At 36.7% G+C, this 20,863-nt stretch carries 20 protein-coding genes; 13 read left to right on the top strand and 7 right to left on the bottom strand.

Features of this window, described 5'->3' with window-relative positions; translation table 11 throughout:
• Window positions 1-3 precede the first annotated feature (3 nt).
• The 6 genes from ACUNWD_RS04215 to ACUNWD_RS04190 all read left to right on the top strand — a co-directional run bounded on the left by ACUNWD_RS04215 (window position 4) and on the right by ACUNWD_RS04190 (window position 5,980).
• Window positions 4-447 (top strand): RrF2 family transcriptional regulator, encoded by a 444-nt coding sequence (locus tag ACUNWD_RS04215; protein ID WP_445586525.1) that lies wholly within the window; start codon window positions 4-6, stop codon window positions 445-447.
• Between the two features lie 43 nt (window positions 448-490).
• Complete coding sequence (hemW, locus tag ACUNWD_RS04210) at window positions 491-1,627, top strand: radical SAM family heme chaperone HemW (RefSeq protein ID WP_445586524.1); 1,137 nt, start codon at window positions 491-493, stop codon at window positions 1,625-1,627.
• A gap of 76 nt (window positions 1,628-1,703) precedes the next feature.
• Complete coding sequence (dut, locus tag ACUNWD_RS04205; protein ID WP_445586523.1) at window positions 1,704-2,138, top strand: dUTP diphosphatase; 435 nt, start codon at window positions 1,704-1,706, stop codon at window positions 2,136-2,138.
• Window positions 2,139-2,146: 8 nt separating this feature from the next.
• Window positions 2,147-3,913: a tetratricopeptide repeat protein gene (locus tag ACUNWD_RS04200; RefSeq protein ID WP_445586522.1), complete on the top strand. Its 1,767-nt coding sequence runs from the start codon at window positions 2,147-2,149 to the stop codon at window positions 3,911-3,913.
• Window positions 3,910-4,785 (top strand): DUF4292 domain-containing protein, encoded by an 876-nt coding sequence (locus ACUNWD_RS04195; protein WP_445586521.1) that lies wholly within the window; start codon window positions 3,910-3,912, stop codon window positions 4,783-4,785. The genes ACUNWD_RS04200 and ACUNWD_RS04195 overlap by 4 nt, the downstream gene beginning before the upstream one ends.
• 10 nt (window positions 4,786-4,795) lie before the next feature.
• Window positions 4,796-5,980: a murein hydrolase activator EnvC family protein gene (locus tag ACUNWD_RS04190; RefSeq protein WP_445586520.1), complete on the top strand. Its 1,185-nt coding sequence runs from the start codon at window positions 4,796-4,798 to the stop codon at window positions 5,978-5,980.
• A gap of 32 nt (window positions 5,981-6,012) precedes the next feature.
• Here the strand turns inward: ACUNWD_RS04190 and ACUNWD_RS04185 are convergent, their stop codons facing one another.
• Complete coding sequence (locus ACUNWD_RS04185; RefSeq protein ID WP_445586519.1) at window positions 6,013-6,714, bottom strand: Crp/Fnr family transcriptional regulator; 702 nt, start codon at window positions 6,712-6,714, stop codon at window positions 6,013-6,015.
• A gap of 162 nt (window positions 6,715-6,876) precedes the next feature.
• Between ACUNWD_RS04185 and ACUNWD_RS04180 the strand changes: the two genes are divergently transcribed.
• The 4 genes from ACUNWD_RS04180 (at window position 6,877) to ACUNWD_RS04165 (ending at window position 9,563) form a co-directional block, all read left to right on the top strand.
• Window positions 6,877-7,293, top strand: coding sequence for an OsmC family protein (locus ACUNWD_RS04180; RefSeq protein ID WP_445586518.1), 417 nt, complete (start codon window positions 6,877-6,879; stop codon window positions 7,291-7,293).
• 7 nt (window positions 7,294-7,300) lie between these two features.
• Window positions 7,301-8,176 carry a helix-turn-helix domain-containing protein gene (locus ACUNWD_RS04175; RefSeq protein WP_445586517.1) on the top strand — a complete coding sequence of 292 codons (876 nt, stop codon included), beginning with the start codon at window positions 7,301-7,303 and terminating at the stop codon, window positions 8,174-8,176.
• A gap of 80 nt (window positions 8,177-8,256) precedes the next feature.
• Window positions 8,257-8,832 carry a YceI family protein gene (locus ACUNWD_RS04170; RefSeq protein WP_445586516.1) on the top strand — a complete coding sequence of 192 codons (576 nt, stop codon included), beginning with the start codon at window positions 8,257-8,259 and terminating at the stop codon, window positions 8,830-8,832.
• Window positions 8,833-8,846: 14 nt separating this feature from the next.
• The gene (locus ACUNWD_RS04165; protein ID WP_445586515.1) at window positions 8,847-9,563 is read left to right on the top strand and encodes a pirin family protein; all 717 of its coding nucleotides are present in this window, start codon (window positions 8,847-8,849) and stop codon (window positions 9,561-9,563) included.
• 59 nt (window positions 9,564-9,622) lie between these two features.
• Here the strand turns inward: ACUNWD_RS04165 and ACUNWD_RS04160 are convergent, their stop codons facing one another.
• Window positions 9,623-10,714 (bottom strand): hypothetical protein, encoded by a 1,092-nt coding sequence (locus ACUNWD_RS04160; protein ID WP_445586514.1) that lies wholly within the window; start codon window positions 10,712-10,714, stop codon window positions 9,623-9,625.
• 225 nt (window positions 10,715-10,939) lie between these two features.
• On the opposite strand from ACUNWD_RS04160, the gene ACUNWD_RS04155 reads away from it, so the two are divergent.
• Together ACUNWD_RS04155 and ACUNWD_RS04150 are read left to right on the top strand one after the other, a co-directional pair.
• Complete coding sequence (locus tag ACUNWD_RS04155) at window positions 10,940-12,352, top strand: Gfo/Idh/MocA family protein (RefSeq protein WP_445586513.1); 1,413 nt, start codon at window positions 10,940-10,942, stop codon at window positions 12,350-12,352.
• Between the two features lie 104 nt (window positions 12,353-12,456).
• Window positions 12,457-13,818, top strand: a complete 1,362-nt coding sequence (locus ACUNWD_RS04150) for an NAD-dependent succinate-semialdehyde dehydrogenase (protein WP_445586512.1) — start codon at window positions 12,457-12,459, stop codon at window positions 13,816-13,818.
• Here ACUNWD_RS04150 and ACUNWD_RS04145 read toward each other — a convergent pair.
• Genes ACUNWD_RS04145 through ACUNWD_RS04130 form a run of 4 tightly spaced genes read right to left on the bottom strand, consistent with a single transcriptional unit; the run spans window position 13,811 to window position 16,313 of the window.
• Window positions 13,811-14,101 carry a hypothetical protein gene (locus ACUNWD_RS04145; RefSeq protein ID WP_445586511.1) on the bottom strand — a complete coding sequence of 97 codons (291 nt, stop codon included), beginning with the start codon at window positions 14,099-14,101 and terminating at the stop codon, window positions 13,811-13,813. The two genes, ACUNWD_RS04150 and ACUNWD_RS04145, sit on opposite strands and share 8 nt — an antisense overlap.
• Window positions 14,102-14,106: 5 nt before the next feature.
• Complete coding sequence (locus ACUNWD_RS04140) at window positions 14,107-14,460, bottom strand: TfoX/Sxy family protein (RefSeq protein WP_445586510.1); 354 nt, start codon at window positions 14,458-14,460, stop codon at window positions 14,107-14,109.
• Between the two features lie 40 nt (window positions 14,461-14,500).
• Window positions 14,501-15,001, bottom strand: a complete 501-nt coding sequence (locus tag ACUNWD_RS04135) for an SRPBCC family protein (RefSeq protein WP_445586509.1) — start codon at window positions 14,999-15,001, stop codon at window positions 14,501-14,503.
• A gap of 52 nt (window positions 15,002-15,053) precedes the next feature.
• Window positions 15,054-16,313 (bottom strand): hypothetical protein, encoded by a 1,260-nt coding sequence (locus ACUNWD_RS04130; protein ID WP_445586508.1) that lies wholly within the window; start codon window positions 16,311-16,313, stop codon window positions 15,054-15,056.
• Between the two features lie 448 nt (window positions 16,314-16,761).
• Here ACUNWD_RS04130 and ACUNWD_RS04125 point away from each other — a divergent pair, with 448 nt between their 5' ends.
• On the top strand, window positions 16,762-18,570 hold the full coding sequence (locus ACUNWD_RS04125; protein ID WP_445586507.1) for a sensor histidine kinase: 1,809 nt from the start codon (window positions 16,762-16,764) through the stop codon (window positions 18,568-18,570).
• A gap of 148 nt (window positions 18,571-18,718) precedes the next feature.
• Here the strand turns inward: ACUNWD_RS04125 and metG are convergent, their stop codons facing one another.
• Window positions 18,719-20,752, bottom strand: coding sequence for a methionine--tRNA ligase (metG, locus tag ACUNWD_RS04120; RefSeq protein ID WP_445586506.1), 2,034 nt, complete (start codon window positions 20,750-20,752; stop codon window positions 18,719-18,721).
• Window positions 20,753-20,863 lie beyond the last annotated feature (111 nt).

Raw genomic sequence — 20,863 nt, 5'->3', positions numbered from 1 at the left:
ATTATGCTTTCAAATACTTGCAAATATGCCGTTCGCGCATTGATTTATCTTGGAAAATTTTCAGATGAAGGGAATAAAATTGGTATTAAAAAGATTGCTAATGATCTGGAGATTCCAACTCCTTTTTTGGGGAAAATTCTTCAAAATCTGGTAAAGCAAAAAATTCTTTCATCCACAAAAGGACCCAACGGAGGATTTGGTTTAGGCAAGAAGCCTGAAGACATTTCACTTTATGAAATTGTTTCGATTGTTGATGGTGAAGACTTTTTTAAGAATTGTCTAATTAGCCTTCAACCTTGTTCAACACATCATAGTGAAGGAAAACCTTGTCCGGTACATAATCGTTTTAGCGAAGTTAGAGAGCGTTTGGGCCAGTTTTATTCGGAAACGAGCATCGCTACCATAATTGACGATATGAGTGGACATGAGGACTTAATAAAGATGTAAATACCTCTATTCCGGTCTGCCGTCCGGTGAAGAATTGAAATTTATGGCCGGAATTTATATACATATCCCGTTTTGTAAAACGAAATGTCATTATTGCGATTTCTACAAATCAACGGATTTTGGATCCAAAATTGATTTTATCGCAGCTTTGAAACAAGAGATTTCGCAACGCAAAAACGAAATAACTCCAGAACAAATTGAAAGCATATATTGGGGTGGGGGAACTCCTTCCATTTTGAAGATTGAAGAGATTTCTGAAATTTTAAATCATCTTAAAAATCAATTTATAATTTCTGATTTGGTAGAAAATACATTGGAAGCCAATCCGGATGATTTAAGTATTGATTTTTTAAAGAATTTGAAACAACTTGGATTCAACCGCTTGAGTATTGGAACCCAATCTTTTCATGATCATGATCTTAGGAGCATGAATAGAAGACATAAAAGTGATGATGCCATTAATTCAGTAAAATATGCTCAAGAGGCTGGATTTGAAAATATTAGCATTGATTTGATTTATGGATTGCCCAATCAAAGTCTGGAAGATTGGCGAAAAAATATAGCAATTGCTTTATCCTTGAACGTTCAGCATATTTCTGCTTACCATTTGACTTACCACGAAGGAACCGTCTTTTACGAATACCTAAAAAGTGGGAAAATTAAAGAATTGCCGGACGAGTTAAGTCTTGACCAATTTAAGTTGCTGAAGAAGAGCCTGGAAGACAATGGTTTCGAACATTATGAAATTTCAAATTTTGCAAAAGATGGACTTTATTCCAGGCATAATAAAGCCTACTGGGAAAGAAAAAGCTATCTAGGATTTGGGCCTTCTGCACACTCTTTTAATCAGAAAACCAGACGGTGGAATGTTTCCAGTTTGAATAAATATTTGAAGGCAATAGCTGAAGAAAAGCCCTATTGGGAAAATGAAGTTTTAAGCTTTCAGGATCAATATAACGACTATATTATAACTTCTTTAAGAACAAAATGGGGTATTTCACTTGACTATTTGCAAGCAAATTTTTCTGCAGATATGGTCGTCCATTTTGAAAATGAAGCGAACGTATTTATCCAATCGGGTCATATTATTTTAAACGAAAGTCAGTTCAATTTGTCAACAGAGGGTCTTTTTATTTCAGATAAAATCATGGAAAATCTTCTATATATTGAAGAGCTTTAAATATTGTTAATTGTAGTGAATACACGATGCTGTCAGGGATATTTCCCTATCTTTGCAGATTGAAAAAAAGCAAGTTATGAAGGTAAAAATTGTCAATCAGTCAAGTAACCCACTTCCCGCTTATAGTACTGTTTTATCAGCTGGAATGGATTTAAGGGCAAACTTGGAAGAAGATATTGTATTAAAACCATTGGAAAGAGTGTTGGTTCCAACAGGATTATTTATTGAATTACCTGTAGGTTATGAAGCACAAATCAGACCTCGAAGCGGACTTGCTTTAAAGAAGGGAATTACGGTACTAAATACACCTGGAACGATTGATGCTGACTACCGTGGAGAGATTGGTATAATTTTGGTGAATCTTTCTAATCAAGATTTTATAATCAGCCATGGTGAACGAATTTGTCAAATGGTAATTGCATCACACGAAACGGTAAGTTGGGAACATGTTGAAGTTTTGGAAGAAACAGAACGTGGAGCTGGTGGATTTGGACATACCGGGAAAAACTAAATAGTAAAATGAAAATTAGAAACTGGACATATTTTTTGCTTCTGGGTATTGTATTGAATGCCTGTGTAACATCCAAACCGGTTGTTGAACAAGCAGTAAAAGCAGAACCTGAAATTTCAGAAACAAAATTGTCTGAGGAACAAGAAAAGGAATTTGAATACCTTTTTATTGAAGGTGTCAAGCAAAAGAAATTGGGAAAGCAGCAAAATGCAGTTTCTCTTTTTTCAAGATGTTTGGAGATCGATCCTAATTCTGCAGCCGCAATGTATGAGCTGGCAGGTATGCATTATGCAAACAAAGATTTAACTAGTGCATCACTGTTGCTGGAAAAAGCCATTCAGATTAATTCTGAAAATAAGTGGTATAAATTGATGTATGCACAAATATTGCAACAGCGAAAACAATATGTTGAAGCTGCATCTATTTTCAAACAATTAAGTGATTTAGATCCTGATAATCTTGAATACTTGTATTCTCTTGCTGTTATGTATTCAATGGGAGAGCAGTATGCTGAAGCTATTGATGCCTACGAGCGACTCGAGAAGAAAACCGGCTTGAGTGAACAGATTTCAGTGGCAAAACAACAAGTTTATGTATCGTGGGGAAAACCTGAAAAGGCTTTTGAAGAGATTCATCAATTAATTGAATCAGACCCTAACGAACCTCAATATTATGGACTTTTAGCTGAATTATACCAATCTCAGGGAGATCAGGAAAATGCGTTAAAGAATTATAAGAAAATTCTGGAAATTGATCCTAATAATGGTTTTGTACATTTTTCTCTGGCCAGCTATTACATTGAAAACGGTGATAAAAAAGTTGCATTTGATCATATCAAAAAAGCCTTTGCAAGTGAAGAATTGGATGCTGATGCCAAGATTCAGTACTACATGATGCAAACAGCTGATAAAGAAAATGCCGAGTGGACAGACGATCAGATAAATGAATTGTTGGAAATTCTGCATGAGACTCATCCGGATGACAATCGCTTATACACTATTTTTGCAGAGCATTTATTAAGTCAGCAAAAGCTGGAAGAAGCTCGCGATTATCTTCGTAAATACCTGGAAACTGATCAAAGTAATTATATAATCTGGCAGCAAATGCTCTTTATCAGTAATGATTTATTAGATTTTGAGAGCTTGTATACGGATACAAAAAGTGCCATTGAACTATTTCCTAATCAACCAGTATTGTATGCCCTACATGCGGTTGCTTGTATCCAGCTGGATAAAAATCAGGAAGCGATCGACATTTTAACTGAAGGTGAACCATACCTGCTTGACAATCAGCAAATGAAAATTCAATATGAATTATACAAAGCTGAAGCAAATTATAAAATTGGTAAAGTTCAGGAAGCGTTTAAAGCATTTGATGAAGTGGTAAAACTTGATCCTGAAAATTACATGGCCATGAACAATTATGCCTATTATCTTTCTATTCGGGGAGAAAATTTGGATAAAGCAGAAAGAATGAGTGGTCGCGTCGTGCAACAGAATCCTGATAATCCTACTTATCTTGATACCTATGCCTGGGTTCTTTTCAAACGAAAAGACTATCAGTTGGCATTGTTTTATATAGAATCAGCGATTAATAAAGGTGGGCAGGACAATCCGGTATTAATTGAGCACCATGGTGACATTTTGTTTATGCTTGGGAAAAAGGAAGAAGCACTGAAAGAATGGAAGCAGGCTCAATCGCTTGGCAGTGAATCAACGGTACTTGATCAGAAAATTTTGGAATCACGATTTATAGAAGAAAAAGAAGGACTTTGAAAACAAGATTATTGAGATACATTCCCCAATCATTATTGATCCTGTTTATTGGGGCAGTTTCCTGTAAAGCTCCAAGTACATTGACGACTGAGCGAGTTAAATCAATCAGCACCAACAGGTTGATTAGAAATGTAGAGGATAATGCGTTTGATTATAAATGGTTGTCAATAAAACGAATTGGCTGTCAATATGAAACTTCCGAGGGAAAAACATCATTTCGTGCGAGCTTAAAATCAGAGAAGGATGAACGGATTTGGCTTTCATTCAGTAAGTTAAATGTACCGGTTGGGCGATTATTATTAACGCCCGATAGTGTCAAGTTTATCAATTACATGGAGAAAAATTACTTTCTGAAAGAGTATGATTACTTCAGTAATTTTGTGAATGCAGATATTGATTTCGACGTGATACAGTCCATTCTGAATAATAGTCCGTTTTCTTATCGTGATGATCCGCGAGACAATGATTATAAGGAATTTGTGTCCTATGTTGATTCGGGTATGTATGTGCTTCAGTCAATAAAAAACAGAAAACTTGGTAAGATTGTCCGAAAAGGAAAGGAAGATAAAATTGATCGATACCTGAAGAAAATGGATGAAGATGAATTAATTATTCAATATTTGTATATCGATCCAAAAACATTTAAAATACGGAAGATCATTTTAGATGATCAATCAAATGATCGAAAAGTAAGGATTGACTTTTCTGAATTTGAAAAAGTTGAGAACCAGCTTTATCCGGGAAATATTGATATTAACTTTGATAGTCCTGATAAAAATTTGAAAATGAAAGTCAAACTAAGTAAATTTTCAATGGAAAAAGATCAGAATTTCAATTTTAACATTCCAGATAGATACTCACTTATCCAGTAATCTGTAAAATATGAAAAGCACTTTTTTGTTCGCGTTGCTTATTTTATGGGGAATGTCCCTGAAGGGGCAATCGCTGAACGAATTACGTGCTAGGAAGATTAATACATCTCAGGTAATCAAGTATACCTCCACTTTGCTACAAGAGGCTCAAAAGAATGAGAAAGCCTCCATAGGCAAGCTGAGACTGATTAATTCGCAAATAAGCAACCGAAATCGATTAATTGGAGACATCAATGAGGAAATTGATGCACTGGATTATTATATTGATGAGAATGCCGAAATGGTTGCTATGATTCGTGAAGACTTGTTGAAATTAAAAGACGAATATGCTGGGATGATTCGTTTTGCACAGAAGAATAAGAACACTTACGATAAGCTTATTTTCTTATTTTCATCAGAGAATATCAATCAGGCCTACAAAAGGATGATTTATCTTCAGCAATACTCAAAGTACAGAAAAAGCCAGACCGAATTAATGGTGAACCTGGCCGACCTTTTGGATAAAAAGGTAATTGCGTTGTCTAAAAAGAAGGAACAGAAAGAGCAACTTCTGGCTGATAAAGAGTCTGAAAATATGAAATTGCTATCTGAAAAAGATCAGCAAAGTCAGTACATATCATCTTTACAAAAACGTCAGCAAGATCTCAGAAAGAAGCTTCGGCAGCAGGAGAAGGAACAAGAAAAACTAAATAAGGAAATTGAACGCATTGTTGAGGAACAGGCACGAAAAGCTCGCGAAAAAAGCGGTTTTGAATTAACTCCTGAACAGAAATTAATTGCTGCTGATTTCGAGAAAAACAAAGGCCGACTTCCCTGGCCGGTAGATCGTGGCGTTATTACTGAAAAGTTCGGAGTGCACTCTCATCCGGTATTGAAACAGGTCCAGATTAAAAATAATGGAATCGATATTACCACCACAAAAAACTCGAAAGCGCGAGCTGTCTTTAATGGGGAGGTAAGTCGTGTATTTGCTATTTCGGGTGGTAATATGGCGGTGATTATTCGGCATGGAACCTTTTTATCTGTTTATTCAAATCTACAGGAAGTTTTTGTGAAACCTGGAGATGCCGTGGAAACGAAGCAGGAAATAGGTTCAATATACAGCGATAAAAATGATGGAGATAAAACAATCCTGAAATTTCAGGTATGGCAAGAAAATCAAAAGCAGAATCCGGAACTTTGGATTAGTCGGTAATAAAAAATCCCGGACAAAGCCGGGATTTCAATTTATAAATTTGCAACTCGAGTCAGTGCCTGTATATTTAATAATTTGATTTTCCGCCCTTGCAGCTCAATCAATTTATCTTGTTTAAATTCCGATAATAACCTGATTACACTCTCAGTTGCGGTACCTACAATATTAGCCAGTTCTTCGCGTGTAAGCGATATTTGTAAGGTGTTTGCATTATCTAAATCAAAGCTGTCTTTTAATAGCAACAATACCTCTGCAAGTCTCTCCCGTACCGTTTTTTGAGCAATATCCGTAATATAATCATTCGCCTCACGAAGTTCTTTACAAACAATTTGAAGCATATGATGTGAGAATTGCCAGTTATTTTGAATGAGGAAAAGAAGGGTTTGGTATGGAATATGGCACAAAATAGCTTCTTCAATTACTTTAGAAGTTGTACAAGCCAATTCCTGACTTAATAGGGAACGATAAGCAACAATATCTCCTTTTTTGGCGAACTTAATTATCTGTTCTTTGCCATCAATTCCAGTCTTAAAAATCTTCAGAATACCTTTGGTAACGCAATAAAATCCGGTCAGGCGGCTCCCCTCACGGTAAATGATGCTCCCTTTTTTATAAAGAGAACATGTCTTATCATAATTTAATTGAGCAAATTCTTGTTCTGTAAGCTTCTTAAATAATTGAAAACCTGAAAGGTCGCATTCTTCTTCTGTCGGTCTTTTTATCGAACTTCTCATCAATTTTATTTATTAGCATTTAATTAAATCAAAAGAAAATTAACATTAAATATACAAGGAACTTTTATCTTTGTAAAACTAATTATTTAGATATATCAATATATTTTAAATAGTGCAAAAAAAGTAAAATCATATTTACTAAAGCATAAATATAAGCTTGTTATGAAACACATTGTAGATTTATCCTGGCAGCAAAATATGGCCTTCGAAACCGAAATGGACGGGCATAAAGTAACCATTGATGCATCACCAGAATCAGGAGGTGATGATTTAGGTCCAAGGCCCAAGAAATTCATGTTAACAGCTCTCGCCGGTTGCACCGGAATTGATGTTATTATGATCTTAAAAAAGATGAAGGTTGTACCGGAGTCTTTCAATGTAATTGTTGAGGCTGATGTTACCGAAGAACATCCTAAAAAGTACTATCAATTAAAAGTGGTATACCAGTTTAAAGGGAAAGATCTTCCGATGGATAAACTTGAAAAAGCCGTGAAACTTTCGGAAGAAAAATATTGTGGTGTAAGCGCAGTCTATCGGAAAGCAATGGACATGAAAACAGAAATTCGTATTATTGAATAAAAAATTCATGAGAAAATTCGATCTTTTTAAAGAAGAGGAGGAACGGATCTTTACAATGACAAAGATTTGTGATTTTGAAACTAAAGATCGGGTTGATAATCAATTACCACATTTACACAACTTTTATTCTATTTTCTGGATTCGGGAAGGAGAAGCAGTTCATGCTACTGATTTTGTTGAATACGTAATTGAAAAGAATACACTGTTGTTTGTGCCACCAGGCTTAAAGCATCGATTAATGTTGGATGATTTGGCGGGCGGTTACTCCATTCTTTTCAATGAAGAATTTGTTCGTTTTAACAGGCAAAATTATACTCCATTAAAAGATCACGAACTTTTTAGTAATCCTGAGTATAAAAGCTTGATTCGGGTTGAGGGGGACTTAGTCAATAAGTTTGATAATCTCATTGAACTGATGTTTTCAGAAATTCAGAAACCCGATCATTACAGCCAGGATGTGATTTTACACCTTTTGCGATTGTTTTTAACTGAATCATTGAGGGTTTTTGAGACGCAATATGAGCTGTTTAAAAAAGAAGATATCGATGATGATATAAGTTCAGTCATTCAATTTAAATCGCTCATTGAAGATCATTATCTTAAAGAAAAGAGCGTATCTGCCTATGCGGAGATGCTTAATATGAGTCCTTCCTGTTTAAATGAAGTAGCAAAAAAGTCCACTGGTATTACTGCTGGTGAAATGATTCGAAATCGTATTATTGAAGAGACCAAACAAAAATTATTTGCCACAGATTTGTCAGGAAAGGAGATCGCCTATGAACTAGGATTTGATGATCCTTCTTACTTTAGTCGGTTTTTTAAGAAGTATACAGGCTATACTTTAAAGGCATTTCGTGAAATTAGCAGAAAAAAGTACCATTAAATCCGTTTTTTGTCCATTTACCCTCATTGTTTTTGGAAGTAGTTTTGTAACTGTATTTTAACAATTAAAGTAAAAGCGTTATGAAAACAATGAAAACAAAAAAATGGATTTCTTTATTGGTAGCACTATTTCTTGCACCAGCACTATTTGCCGGAAATTATACCGTTGATACAGCAGCAAGCACCGTGAAGTGGAATGGTAAAAAAGTTACTGGAGAACACAATGGTGCGATTGACTTAAAAGAAGGAACATTGGAAGTTCAAAATGGAGTTATTAAAGGAGGAACTGTTGCTATTGATATGCAAACAATATCTGACGATGATTCCAGTGAAAAATTAGTTGGGCACCTAAAGTCGGAAGACTTCTTCTCTGTTGAAACATATCCAACTTCAAAATTGGTTTTAACAAACGTAAAAAAATCTGGTAATGAATACACGTTTACTGGTGATTTAACTATTAAAGGAAAGACAAATCCGGTGACTTTCACAGCTGTTTCTACAGAAGGAGATGATGAAATAAAAGTGGCAGGAGACTTAACGATCGATCGATCAAAGTACGATGTGCGCTATGGATCAAAATCATTTTTTGAAAACTTAGGTGATAAAGTGATTTACGACGATTTCACTTTAAACTTTGTATTGGTCGCAAAAAAATAAAAAAGGAGGGAACAATGAATGTTGTTCAATACCGATCAGACAGTAGAGGATCAGCTGATTATGGTTGGCTGAAAACCCGCTATACATTTAGCTTTGCAAATTATTATTGTCCTTCAAGGATTAATTTTGGAGTTCTTCGGGTTTTAAACGATGACATTGTAGAACCTAAAATGGGTTTTGGTACGCATCCACATGATAATATGGAAATTATAACCATTATTCATGAAGGTGCTCTGGAACATAAGGATAGCATGGGGAATGGTTCCGTAATTCAAAAGGGAGAAGTGCAGGTAATGTCAGCTGGATCCGGAATTACGCACTCCGAATTTAATCCGTCAGATGACAAACAGGTAAGCCTGTTTCAAATTTGGATTTTTCCAAACAAGAAGAATATTCAACCACGATATGATCAATCATTTTATTCTGAAGATGATTTGAATAATCAGTGGAAATTGATTGTTTCGCCAGATGGAAATGAAAATTCCATGTGGATTCAGCAAGATGCCTGGTTGTATTTGGGTAATTTTGATTCAAATAAATCGATCGAATATCAACTGAAAAATCCCGATAATGGAGTTTTCTTGATGGTTATTGACGGGGAAGTAAAAACCGGAGACAATGAGTTATTCAGTAAAGATGCTGTTGGATTAACAGCAATTGAAAATTCATTGACAATTGAAACTAGCAAGCAAAGTAAACTGTTACTGATTGAAGTTCCTATGTTGAAATAATGTACAGAACTGAATAGAAAATCAGGCCCATTCGAAAGGATGGGTTTTTTTGTTTCCAGCTACGGCCAGATTTCAGATAAATTTTCAGGAAGGGCATCCAACCTTACTAAATCTATTTTGAAGTCTGTGCGTTGCTCTCCTTTCACTTCAAAGACAGCTTTAAAATTTTTGCCCGGTAGTTTATTCAACTGCTTCTGAAATTTTTTCATGCTTTCAATATTTGTAAAATGTTTAGCAAGCGCGATGTTTCCAATATCTGAATCACACATGAAAAAGATTACTTTTCGGCCATCAGGTTGCTCAAAATAGGCGACAGTGGCATATTCATAGCTTAGATTATTTTCAGCCCGGTTGTCAAAAATAAATGTAGAATCTGCCGTGCTGTAATTTAAGACAGAATTTTGAATCTGATAATCAATACCTAGTTTTTCAACCGTACTTCTTAGCGATTGCAGAGTTTTGTAAGAGCCGATGAAAATAGTATGGTAGCCACGGAAATCATCCAGTTTAATTCTGGAGGAATAATCCATTTGAATTTCTATTATTCCACCTCCAAATAACTTCATAAATTGAAATAGACCAATGGGTGCCTGGTTGTTTATGTAGGTGAGATCACTTTTTGAAACCGTGCCAATTAGTTCCGGGTTTTTCTGTAAAAAAGCGTCAAAATCTTCGTCAGAGTTAATCTGGTTGTCGCGGACACTACCATTTCTTCCGGTGGCTAATTCACTCTGAAGAAAATAATGATCACCCAAAACAATGTACAAAGGAAAGTCATTCTTTATATAATCGTTCCAAAATGGAATGTCTATTTTCCTTTTGGGCGAAAGAATTAAAATTAAGCTGGTTGCAAGAATTAGAACGCTAACAACTAGCAGTTGAGGGGCAATTTGAAACAGCTTCTTTTTAATTGATTTAATAGGAGAGAATTGAAACTCCAGGTTGTATTGTCCTTTTGGTAAAAGAAATATCAGATCATCATCCTGTCCTTCAAATTGATAATATTCTTTTAGCTTTTTTCGAAGGTTTAAAATGTAGACTCTTACATTTATTTCCTTTTCAGTATCTGCTTTCCTGCCAAAAACGTCCGCAGCAATCTGAAATTCTTTTGGTTTTTCTCCTTTTAGAGAGCATTCTACCAAATACTTCAATAATTCCCTATTGACCGTGGATTTGGAAAAAGCCTGACTTTTTAAGATAGCTTTCAGGCTAGAGGTAATATGTTTTTGTTCAGGTCTCAAGTGATTGAAAAACAGTGTTGTAAAAACTATTTTTTACGTATTCTTTACCATTCAGATTTTGTATCTTTTTCAAAAGTAAGAAATAGGGAATATATTCAATCAAGATACACTCATTTATTCTAATAAGACCTAACTATGAAAAATCAAACCCAAATTAACAGAAGACAGTTTATAGGAACTACTGGAGCATTAACAGCAGGTGCTCTACTTTCTAATCCGATTGAATCCGTTAGTAAAGCTGTAAAAGGTAAAATGAAACTGGCATTGGTTGGAACCGGAATTCGTGGAACTAGTTTCTGGGGCAAAAATATCGTGGAGCGATACTCGAACGAAACCGAGTTTGTTGGACTTTGCGATATCAATCCGGGACGTTTGGAATATGCATTGGATTACATAGGTGTTAATTGTCCTGTTTTCACCGATTTTGAGGAAATGATTAATTCTACAAAGCCTGATGTGGTTATAGTAACTACCATGGACTGCACGCACCATATCTACATTGTTAAGGCGTTGGAAATGGGTTGCGATGTAATTACCGAAAAACCGTTAACAACTGATGAAGATAAATGCCAGGAAATTCTAGACGCAGAGCGAAAAACGGGTAGAAAAGTCATTGTTGGCTTTAATTATCGATACGGGCTTCAGGCTACGAAATTGAAAGAAATTCTTACTAAAAAGGAAGTTGGAAAAATAACCTCAGTTGATTTTCATTGGTATTTGAATACCTATCACGGAGCATCCTATTTTCGCCGCTGGCATGGTGAACGCGACAAAAGTGGCACCTTGTTGGTCCATAAAGCAACTCACCATTTCGACTTGCTAAACTGGTGGATTGATTCTGATCCGGTTGAAGTGGTTGCCTATGGAGAGTTGGAGCACTATGGAAGCAATAACAAATACAGAGGCGCTAATTGCCGTTCTTGTGCCTATACTGATAAATGCAAATTTTATTGGGATATCATGACCGATTCGCGGTCGGTCAAATTGTATGTTGAAAATGAGAAGTACGATGGTTACATCCGTGATAATTGCCTTTGGAGAAAGCGCGTGGATATTTACGATAAAATGGCTGTGCAAATTAAATATGCCAATGATGTTCAGGTAAGTTATTCGTTAACCACTTATTCACCATATGAAGGATGGAGGATCGCATTCAATGGAATGGATGGGCGAATTGATTCCTGGTTGGATATTCCTTGGCGCTCAAAAGAAAAAGTAAGTCAGGCACAGTTGCATGCCCAGGAAATGAATCAACAAGCATCTGAATCAACGGATTATGATGAAATTATGGTGATGAAAAACTGGGAAGATTACAAATTGGTAAAGGTTCCTCAGGTACGTGCCGGTCATGGAGGAGGTGATGCGTTGCTTCAGGATAAAATTTTCAAAGATCCGATGATGGCTGATCCATACAAACATTCAGCCGGGACAAGGGATGGTGCGATGTCGATTTTAATTGGTATTGCCGCCAGAAAAAGTATTGAAGAGGGGAGAATGGTTAAAATTTCTGAATTAACCGATATCCCATTGAGTGCTAATCGAGGATAAAATGAGTGAAAATATTAAGTGGGAGGCTTTTTGTCAATAGACGGAAAACCTTTTTTATTTAAGGGATTCCTGTTAATTTTGAATTAGATCAAAAATTTAGATGAATGAAATCAGTAAATCCATACACCAATAAGCTAAATAAAGAATACACAAATCATCAGAAAAACGAAATCAACAATATCCTGAACGAAGTTGATTTGGCTTTTCATGACTGGAAAAAAACTCCTTTTGAAACCAGAAAACAATTGATGCATCAATTGGGCAATCAGCTTGAATTGCAAAAAGAAGAGTTAGCTGATTTGATTGTTTCTGAAATGGGTAAAATCAAGAAAGAAGCAATTGGGGAAATACAGAAATGTGCTTGGGTTTGTAAGTATTATGCTGATAATGCAGAACAATTTTTACAAAATGAGATTATTCAGACTGAAAATTTCGAGTCATATGTAAGTTTTCAACCGCTGGGAACAGTTTTGACAGTGATGCCGTGGAACTTTCCCTTTTGGCAGGTATTTCGATTTTTAGCACCTGCTTTAATGGCTGGTAATACCGGAGTGTTAAAACATGCAAGTAATGTTCCCGGATGTGCTATGGTTATTGAGAAATTGGTCAAAAAGGCTGGGTTTCCTAAAAATGTTTTTCGGACTTTGCTAATTAGTGGTTCTGAAGTAAAACAGGTAATTGAAAATCCACTTGTAAAAGCAGTTACTCTTACCGGAAGTACTCCGGCTGGTAAATCTGTTGCTTCTGTTGCTGGAAGCGTCCTGAAAAAGTCGGTTTTGGAATTGGGTGGAAGTGATCCGTACCTGATCTTAGAAGATGCTGATATCAAAGAGGCAGCCAAATTATGCGTTTCAAGCCGTTTGTTGAATGCCGGGCAGAGTTGTATTGGAGCGAAGCGATTCATCGTTATGGAGAAGGTTTACGAGGCATTTAAAGATGAATTTGTAAGACTGATGGAATCTTCAAAATATGGAAATCCCAATGATGAAGAAATTGCAATTGGTCCCTTGGCACGAATTGACTTAAGAGATGAACTACATCAGCAGGTAATGAGTTCAGTCGGAAAAGGTGCGAAGGTTTTATGTGGGGCGTACATCCCGGATGGAGAATCTGCTTTTTACCCACCTACGGTTTTGGAAAACGTTCAACCCGGAATGGCTGCATACCATGAAGAATTGTTTGGTCCGGTTGCTTCATTGTTTAAAGTGAAATCGGTTGAAGAGGGAATTAAAATAGCAAATGACACGGTATTTGGCTTAGGAGCGGGCGTGTTTACAAAAGACAAGGAAAAGGGGAGACATTTAGCAGAAAAAGGTTTGGATGCCGGGTGTGTCTTTGTCAATGATTTTGTGAAATCCGACCCACGATTGCCTTTTGGCGGGGTTAAGGAAAGTGGCTATGGCCGTGAACTATCACTTTGGGGAATCCGGGAGTTTGTCAATATAAAAACGGTTGTCATTAAGTAGGTGTTGTCATAAATCCGACTAACCAGATAAATCCAATAATAAAAAGGACAACAAAGGCGATAGTTCCGATACGTTCGAAGATTATCCGCTTTTCATTTTCCCGATTGATTTTCAATTGAAAGAAACGTTTTTGTTGAGGGGAGACTTTTCTAAATTTTAATTGAATGTGTTTCCCTTCGTAGATTTTATCCTCTTCTTTTTTGAAAGGATTTGATCGTTTGCGTAATTCCCGGTTTGCCTTCATCCGGACCATCATATCGGCTACATGTCCTGCACTACTCATTGGTGTCATTTTTTGTTTTTCTTCTTTTTGCTTGAGGTCGCTTTTGGGTTGAATTCCAGGCAGCGGTCAACCCATTTGCTTAAATCATCGTCCAGGTCGGTTCCTTCCGGATTTACGTATAAATAACCTTTCATGGGGCGGTGGGTAAAATCCATGGGCCGTGCACCTGTGTCCTTTAAAAATTGTTTCTCTTGCTCCGGGTCAATCCGTGCCATCAGGTCGTTTTTGATGATGCCAATGCACATCTTATCATCTACCATAAAGCAAATTCCACCAAACATTTTCTTTTCCTCAAAAGCGGTCTTTTTTTCCTTTAGGCTTTGCCTGATTCGGTCAGCTAGTAATTCGTCGTAAGGCATAATGATAATAATAAGATTGTTAAGTTATAGAAAGTTTATATTATTTCCAGAATTTTTGTAGAATCTCTTTTCTAAAATTGAAGATATTTAGCAATTGTTTACGGACAAACACCCGGTGGGCAAGACTGCCTAGAATTCCGAACGACATTTTGTAGCTTACCTTGTCTGACATGATAATTCCGTTGTCTGTCTTTTTGAACCGGTGTTCGTGATGCCACATTTTATAAGGGCCAAAACGCTGTTCGTCAACGAAGTATTCTTTTTCCTTCACCTGGGTTATTTCAGTTACCCAACTAGTGGTGTATCCTTTAAATGGAGAAACCTGATAGGTAATTATTTGTCCGGGATACATGTTATCTGGTTTCTTTGAAGTAATTCTAAATTTCATGTGAGATGGAGTCATTCTTTCAAGATTGACGGGATCGGAGAAGAAATCCCAGGCTTCATCGATAGTGATTGGAAGTTCTTGCAGCGTTTGTAATGTGTAAATACCCGAGTGTTTTTGAATGGTTACCATGGCTTGCAATAAATACTTTACCATTCTAACATAAATGGTTTACGTTCTGTTTACTAGTGATAAAAAACAGGTGATTTTAAATACGGGTATTTTCCCACTTGGCAAAATTGATGGTGGAGAAAAATCCCATCAACATTCCATCAAAAATCTTAACTGCCTGCATTCGAGTAAGTGTATAATTGAACATGTATTGTTCTTTGGAAATATTTCTTTCACGGTCGTCAAAGTAGCGGTGGAGATCTTCAATACATTTATCCAGGTTATTGATTCTTTCTTCATCCGGATTGAATGAAAGATACGATTGAATTGTAATTTCGTGCCAATCCAATCCTTGTGAGTATGAATTAAAAAGTGCCTCAGCGTTTAACGGTAACTCTTTTTGCCATTCGGTAAAAGTCTTAATGATTGATAACAGATCCCGTCGTTTTATTTTTTTATCACTTTCATCAAGTTGATGAAGGTGTTCTGATTGTTCTGTTATCAACGGAGGGAGCTCTTCCCAAGCATCTGCCATAATTCTGTAATCGGTCACATCAGCAACGGCCTGGTCGCTGGGCAGACCGATAAAAGATATGTCACATTTGAAGAGTGGATCTGCTTCACGAATCGACTCAAGTTTTTCTTGAAGTGATTGAATAGTTCTTCGCAAATTTGCAATTTCAGCCTGCAAATGGTTAAAATCAAAGGATGATAATAAGCTTTCAATTTTATTGTATGAATCCTGAATACTAATCAGCTTTTGCTCAATTTCCGGATGCTTTTTTCCGGCAGCTCGTATATTTGGACTTGCAAACCAAACGTTGTCACTCCCTTGAATATCCAGGTGCAGAACGAACACTGCTTCATTAACTTCCTGCTTTTTTTCGGTTCCGTCAGAAAACTGCCAGATAGAGCTTATCGTAACCTTGATGTACGATTTTTCAACTTTTTTTACAGGGATAAAAACATCAGCTTCATGTTTGTTATTCAGATTATTAATTAATTCGAGTCGAATTTGATTATCTGTTTCAAACTTGATTTTTTCATCTAGCAATTCCCACTGAGTTTCTTTTCCATTTACAGAATAAATCAATTTGGTAAAGCTTTTCGAAACCAGATTTTCAAAAATAGTGGAGTCTGCATAGGTATCAGGATAACGAACAAAATCACTTCTACCGCCTCGAATTTGAGCAAAAAGGGAAAGTTGATCACCTTTGTTTACTTGCAAAGACGATCCATCAATCATTTGAACACCATCAATGTAAAGTTCAATAAATGGTTTGCGAAGTGGTTCGGAAGCAAAAATTCCGGTGATAATGTACACGATAAGAAATCCCAATAATGCAACTCTTTTCATAAAATCCTGATTTTTTGATTTGCATTCGGTACTAAAGTTAAGGAAATTAGGATGATTTGCCAATAGTACATGTGGATGCATTTTGAACTTTTCTAAATCTTGCTTGTTTAGATTTTTGAGTTCGATGTTCAACAAAAATATGAAGACGTGCTTGAGGGTGGATTGATTGAAGAAGAAGGGATGATGAGTATCGAACTCAAACTTTTTGAATACAAAATTTTAAAAAATAGATAGTTTCAGGATTAGTTTAGGTTTAGTTGGTTTATTAGTTAAAAGGGTACGCTTAGAGCTGCCCTTTTTTTAATGTTCGAATTCTTTTAACTTAATAACGAATTTATGATCATATCTTTTAACAAAATCAAGCGTTGATTGTAATATTTAGAAATCACATTATCGTTTCTAATTAGAAGAATAATTTCTAACCTACTATCGTGTTAAATTTTGATTGATGAAGCGTAACCTTTCTCCAACATATAAGGGATATTTTATCAAACGATTTACCATTGTTTCGGCATTTTCCCTACTTATATTTTTAGGTGTTTATATTCTTGGAGTTAGTCTTTTAGTAAATCAACAAAGGATTATCGTAAAAGAAGATCAGAAAAGAAAAGTCATTTCTGAAAAAAATCTGTTGGAGCATTTGTTGGACGAAGCGGTATTAGATTTAAGAGTGATGACAGACAGCCGGATGTTTAAATCATTCTTTTCTAAAAGCGCAACCAATAACCCCAACAGAAGCCATTTTGAAGATTTAATGAGGGATTTGCTCACGGAAAAGAAGAACTATTATCAAATTCGTTTTTTGGACTCGCTGGGGATGGAAATATTCCGAGTTGACAGGGTTAATGATGAGCCGCATGTGTGCAATCAAGATGAGCTACAGGACAAAAGTCAACGCTATTATTTTCAAGAAGCTATCGGTCTGGAGGCTGGAGGCATATACATTTCACCTTTTGATCTAAATATTGAACATCGGCAAATCGAAAAGCCATTCCGACCAATGATACGGATTTGCATACCGGTCTTTAAAGGTGGGCACAAAGCTGTTGGTGTAAATGTTTTGAATTTTGATGGCACCCGAATGTTGGAAGAATTAAATGAAGAAACCGTTACCGGATTAGGAAATTCTTACCTGGTGAATCAGGTTGGGTACTTTTTAAATGCTCCGGATAGTGCGTTGGAGTGGGGTTTTATGTTTCAAAATAAGAAGCACATAACAATAAAAACTCTTTTTGATGAAGATTATGAGCAGATTTCAACATTGGATTTTGGACAGTTTGAGTCTAGAAGAGGTCTTTTCACCATTGCAACTGCTAATCCATTCGCAAAATTGGGAGAACATGTTTTTGATGATGTTTATCCTAAGAGTTATTCATGGAAAGTGATTTCGTTTATTCCCAGAAGCGAGTTATCTCTAAGTGCTTTTGGCTTTCTTGAAAAAGTAGTGCTTTTGTTTATTCTCACATCAATCGTAGGAATTTTCCTTGTATATCTTTATGCAAATGCGTGGGCACGAAAGCAACAGGCTCAGGTGGACCTGGCAGAATCAGAGAAACATCTTCGATTAGCTAATCAAACGAAAGACCGCTTTTTTTCTATGCTTTCACACGATCTAAAAAATGCTTCCGGGACAATTGCTTACTATCTCGAATTCATGAAGGAGCAATATGAGACATTCTCTGAAGATGAAAAAAAGATGCATTTGAAAGATGTCTCCGAAGCCGCCTTGCAGCACAATAGATTGCTTTATGAAATTTTAGATTGGGCAAAATTGCAGCAGGGAAGAACCGAATTTAAACCAATAAATATTTTGGTTGAAGATATGTTGGAGGAGCAAAAATCTATGGTAGAACTTGCTCTTAAAAAGAAAGGGATTGAACTTGAACTGGATGTGGAGAAGGATACTCAACTCTTTGGTGATCTTGAAATGATCAAAACAATATTCAGGAACCTGATTAATAACGCGATCAAATTTTCTCATCGCGATTCTAAAATTCAGCTTATTGCCCGACAAAAAGCTGAGCAGGTAGAAGTTCGAGTGATTGATTTTGGCGTTGGTATGCGTGAGCAGGATGCTGGCAAAATTTTAGATCTGGATTCTAAAATTCAACAGAAAGGAACAGAGAATGAAGGAGGAACCGGTTTTGGACTGAAGATGGTTGCCGAATTGGTGCAAAAAAATGATGGGCAAATTCACGTTGAAAGCGAACTTGGTAAAGGTTCCAGTTTTATCGTGTCGTTTTCTTCAGGAAAGTAAAAAACCGCCTTTGCGTACAAAAGCGGTTTCATATATTTAGAGTAAGTTACCGATCCGTGTTAAGCGGTACTGCAACTTACGGAAGCGCTGCCAACAATAGTTGACAACGACTGTCTTTGATGTTTCGTCATCGGAAAAAGAGAAAGAACTATCTTACTTCCGAGCCATTTTTCACTTTAGCTTCCGGCGAAACAAACTTCAGCGTTCCATCGGCATCTTCGGCCATCAAAATCATTCCTTGCGATTCAATTCCGCGAATTTTTCTTGGCTCCAGGTTCACCAAAATAGAAACCAGTTTGCCAATAATATCTTCAGGTTTATAATATTCTGCGATTCCGGAAACAACTGTTCGCTGATCAATACCGGTATCAATTTTAAGCTTCAGCAGTTTCTTGGTTTTTGGTACAACTTCAGCTTCCAAAATGGTACCGGTGCGGATGTCCATTTTCATGAAATCGTCGAAAGTACAATTTTCTTTGGCTGGTTTGGCAGTTGCTTCAGCAGCTTCATTCGCTTTTTTAGTATCCAGCAATTTCTGAACCTGAGCTTCAATCACGCTATCTTCAATTTTTTCAAATAGTAATTCAGGCTTGTTTGTTTGATGTCCTGCAGCTAACAAATCAGTACGTCCCAATTCGCTCCAGTCCAGCTTTTCAAAGTTGATAAAACCACGCAGTTTTTCCATGCTAAATGGTAAAAATGGCTCCAACATGATAGTTAGATTTGCTGTAATCTGCAGGCAGATATTCATAACCGTTTTTACCCGTTCCGGATCCGTTTTCACCACTTTCCAAGGCTCTTCATCAGCCAGGTATTTGTTACCCAAACGAGCTAAATCCATCGCTAGTTTTAGGGCTTCGCGAAATCGGTAGCTATCCAGACTTTTTTCAACTTCAACTTTCAACTTCCCAATTTCTGCCAATGCAGCCTGATCAACGTCATTGAGTTCTCCTAAAGCAGGAACTTCTCCCTCATAGTATTTTTGAGTCAGTACCAAAGCACGATTCACAAAGTTCCCCAACACGGCTACCAGCTCATTGTTGTTGCGAGCCTGAAAGTCTTTCCAGGTAAAATCGTTGTCTTTTGTTTCAGGAGCGTTAGCAGTCAAAGTATATTTTAGCACATCTTCTTTTCCCGGAAATTCTTCCAAATATTCGTGCAACCAAACAGCCCAATTACGTGAAGTAGAGATTTTATCTCCTTCCAAATTAAGGAATTCGTTGGCTGGAACATTTTCAGGTAAAATATAACTTCCTTCAGCTTTCAACATACTTGGGAAAATGATGCAATGGAAAACGATGTTATCCTTACCGATGAAGTGTAACATTTTTGTTTCTTCATCTTTCCACCATTTTTCCCAATCAGGAGTCATTTCTTTGGTTGCTGAAATGTAACCGATGGGGGCATCAAACCATACATACAAAACTTTTCCTTCTGCTCCATCAACCGGAACAGGTACTCCCCAATTCAGGTCGCGGGTAACAGCACGAGGATTCAACCCACTGTCGATCCAGCTTTTACACTGTCCGTATACATTTGATTTCCATTCCTTGTGGCCTTCCAAAATCCATTCTTTCAACCAAGGTTCGTATTGATCCAATGGCAGATACCAGTGTTTGGTTTCTTTCAACACCGGGGTATTTCCGCTAATCATTGACTTTGGGTTGATCAATTCCGTTGGACTCAACGAAGTACCACAACTTTCACATTGATCGCCGTATGCATTTTCAAACGAACATTTTGGGCAAGTCCCAACAATATAACGGTCAGCCAAAAACTGCTTGTTTTCTTCGTCGTAATATTGTTCGCTGGTTTGTTCAACAAATTTCCCCTCATCATATAACTTCTTGAAAAATTCACCTGCCGTTTCGTGGTGGATTTTTGCACTGGTGCGCGAATAAACATCAAACGAAATACCGAATCGGGCAAATGAATCTTTGATCATCCCATGGTATTTGTCCACGATATCCTGAGGAGTTACTCCTTCGTTTTTTGCTTTCAGGGTAATTGGTACACCGTGCTCATCTGAGCCGCCAATAAAGGCAACCTCTTCATTTTTCAAGCGAAGATAACGTGCGTAAATATCTGCCGGAACGTAAACACCGGCAAGGTGACCAATATGTACAGGCCCGTTTGCATAAGGCAGGGCAGAAGTAATTAAGGTACGTTTGTATTGTGACATGTCAACGTATTTTTTATTGTCGTGAAAATCAATTCTGTTTAAGGGCTACAAAGATAGTTGTTTTTTTATGCTTTCCATGAGATGAAAAAAGTGATCAAATCTATTATGAAA

It is taken from the genome of Sunxiuqinia sp. A32 (assembly GCF_052690465.1).
The sequence above is the reverse complement of the archived record's forward strand: the minus strand, read 5'-3'. Positions and strand labels throughout refer to the sequence as shown.

Excerpts from the sequence above, each read along its gene's own strand:
- ACUNWD_RS04215 (WP_445586525.1), top strand. The coding sequence starts at position 4 with ATGCTTTCAAATACTTGCAAATATGCCGTTCGCGCATTGATTTATCTT.
- hemW (WP_445586524.1), top strand. The coding sequence starts at position 491 with ATGGCCGGAATTTATATACATATCCCGTTTTGTAAAACGAAATGTCAT.
- dut (WP_445586523.1), top strand. The coding sequence starts at position 1,704 with ATGAAGGTAAAAATTGTCAATCAGTCAAGTAACCCACTTCCCGCTTAT.
- ACUNWD_RS04200 (WP_445586522.1), top strand. The coding sequence starts at position 2,147 with ATGAAAATTAGAAACTGGACATATTTTTTGCTTCTGGGTATTGTATTG.
- ACUNWD_RS04190 (WP_445586520.1), top strand. The coding sequence starts at position 4,796 with ATGAAAAGCACTTTTTTGTTCGCGTTGCTTATTTTATGGGGAATGTCC.
- ACUNWD_RS04185 (WP_445586519.1), bottom strand. The coding sequence starts at position 6,714 with ATGAGAAGTTCGATAAAAAGACCGACAGAAGAAGAATGCGACCTTTCA.
- ACUNWD_RS04180 (WP_445586518.1), top strand. The coding sequence starts at position 6,877 with ATGAAACACATTGTAGATTTATCCTGGCAGCAAAATATGGCCTTCGAA.
- ACUNWD_RS04175 (WP_445586517.1), top strand. The coding sequence starts at position 7,301 with ATGAGAAAATTCGATCTTTTTAAAGAAGAGGAGGAACGGATCTTTACA.
- ACUNWD_RS04170 (WP_445586516.1), top strand. The coding sequence starts at position 8,257 with ATGAAAACAATGAAAACAAAAAAATGGATTTCTTTATTGGTAGCACTA.
- ACUNWD_RS04165 (WP_445586515.1), top strand. The coding sequence starts at position 8,847 with ATGAATGTTGTTCAATACCGATCAGACAGTAGAGGATCAGCTGATTAT.
- ACUNWD_RS04155 (WP_445586513.1), top strand. The coding sequence starts at position 10,940 with ATGAAAAATCAAACCCAAATTAACAGAAGACAGTTTATAGGAACTACT.
- ACUNWD_RS04150 (WP_445586512.1), top strand. The coding sequence starts at position 12,457 with ATGAAATCAGTAAATCCATACACCAATAAGCTAAATAAAGAATACACA.
- ACUNWD_RS04145 (WP_445586511.1), bottom strand. The coding sequence starts at position 14,101 with ATGAGTAGTGCAGGACATGTAGCCGATATGATGGTCCGGATGAAGGCA.
- ACUNWD_RS04140 (WP_445586510.1), bottom strand. The coding sequence starts at position 14,460 with ATGCCTTACGACGAATTACTAGCTGACCGAATCAGGCAAAGCCTAAAG.
- ACUNWD_RS04135 (WP_445586509.1), bottom strand. The coding sequence starts at position 15,001 with ATGGTAAAGTATTTATTGCAAGCCATGGTAACCATTCAAAAACACTCG.
- ACUNWD_RS04130 (WP_445586508.1), bottom strand. The coding sequence starts at position 16,313 with ATGAAAAGAGTTGCATTATTGGGATTTCTTATCGTGTACATTATCACC.
- ACUNWD_RS04125 (WP_445586507.1), top strand. The coding sequence starts at position 16,762 with ATGAAGCGTAACCTTTCTCCAACATATAAGGGATATTTTATCAAACGA.
- metG (WP_445586506.1), bottom strand. The coding sequence starts at position 20,752 with ATGTCACAATACAAACGTACCTTAATTACTTCTGCCCTGCCTTATGCA.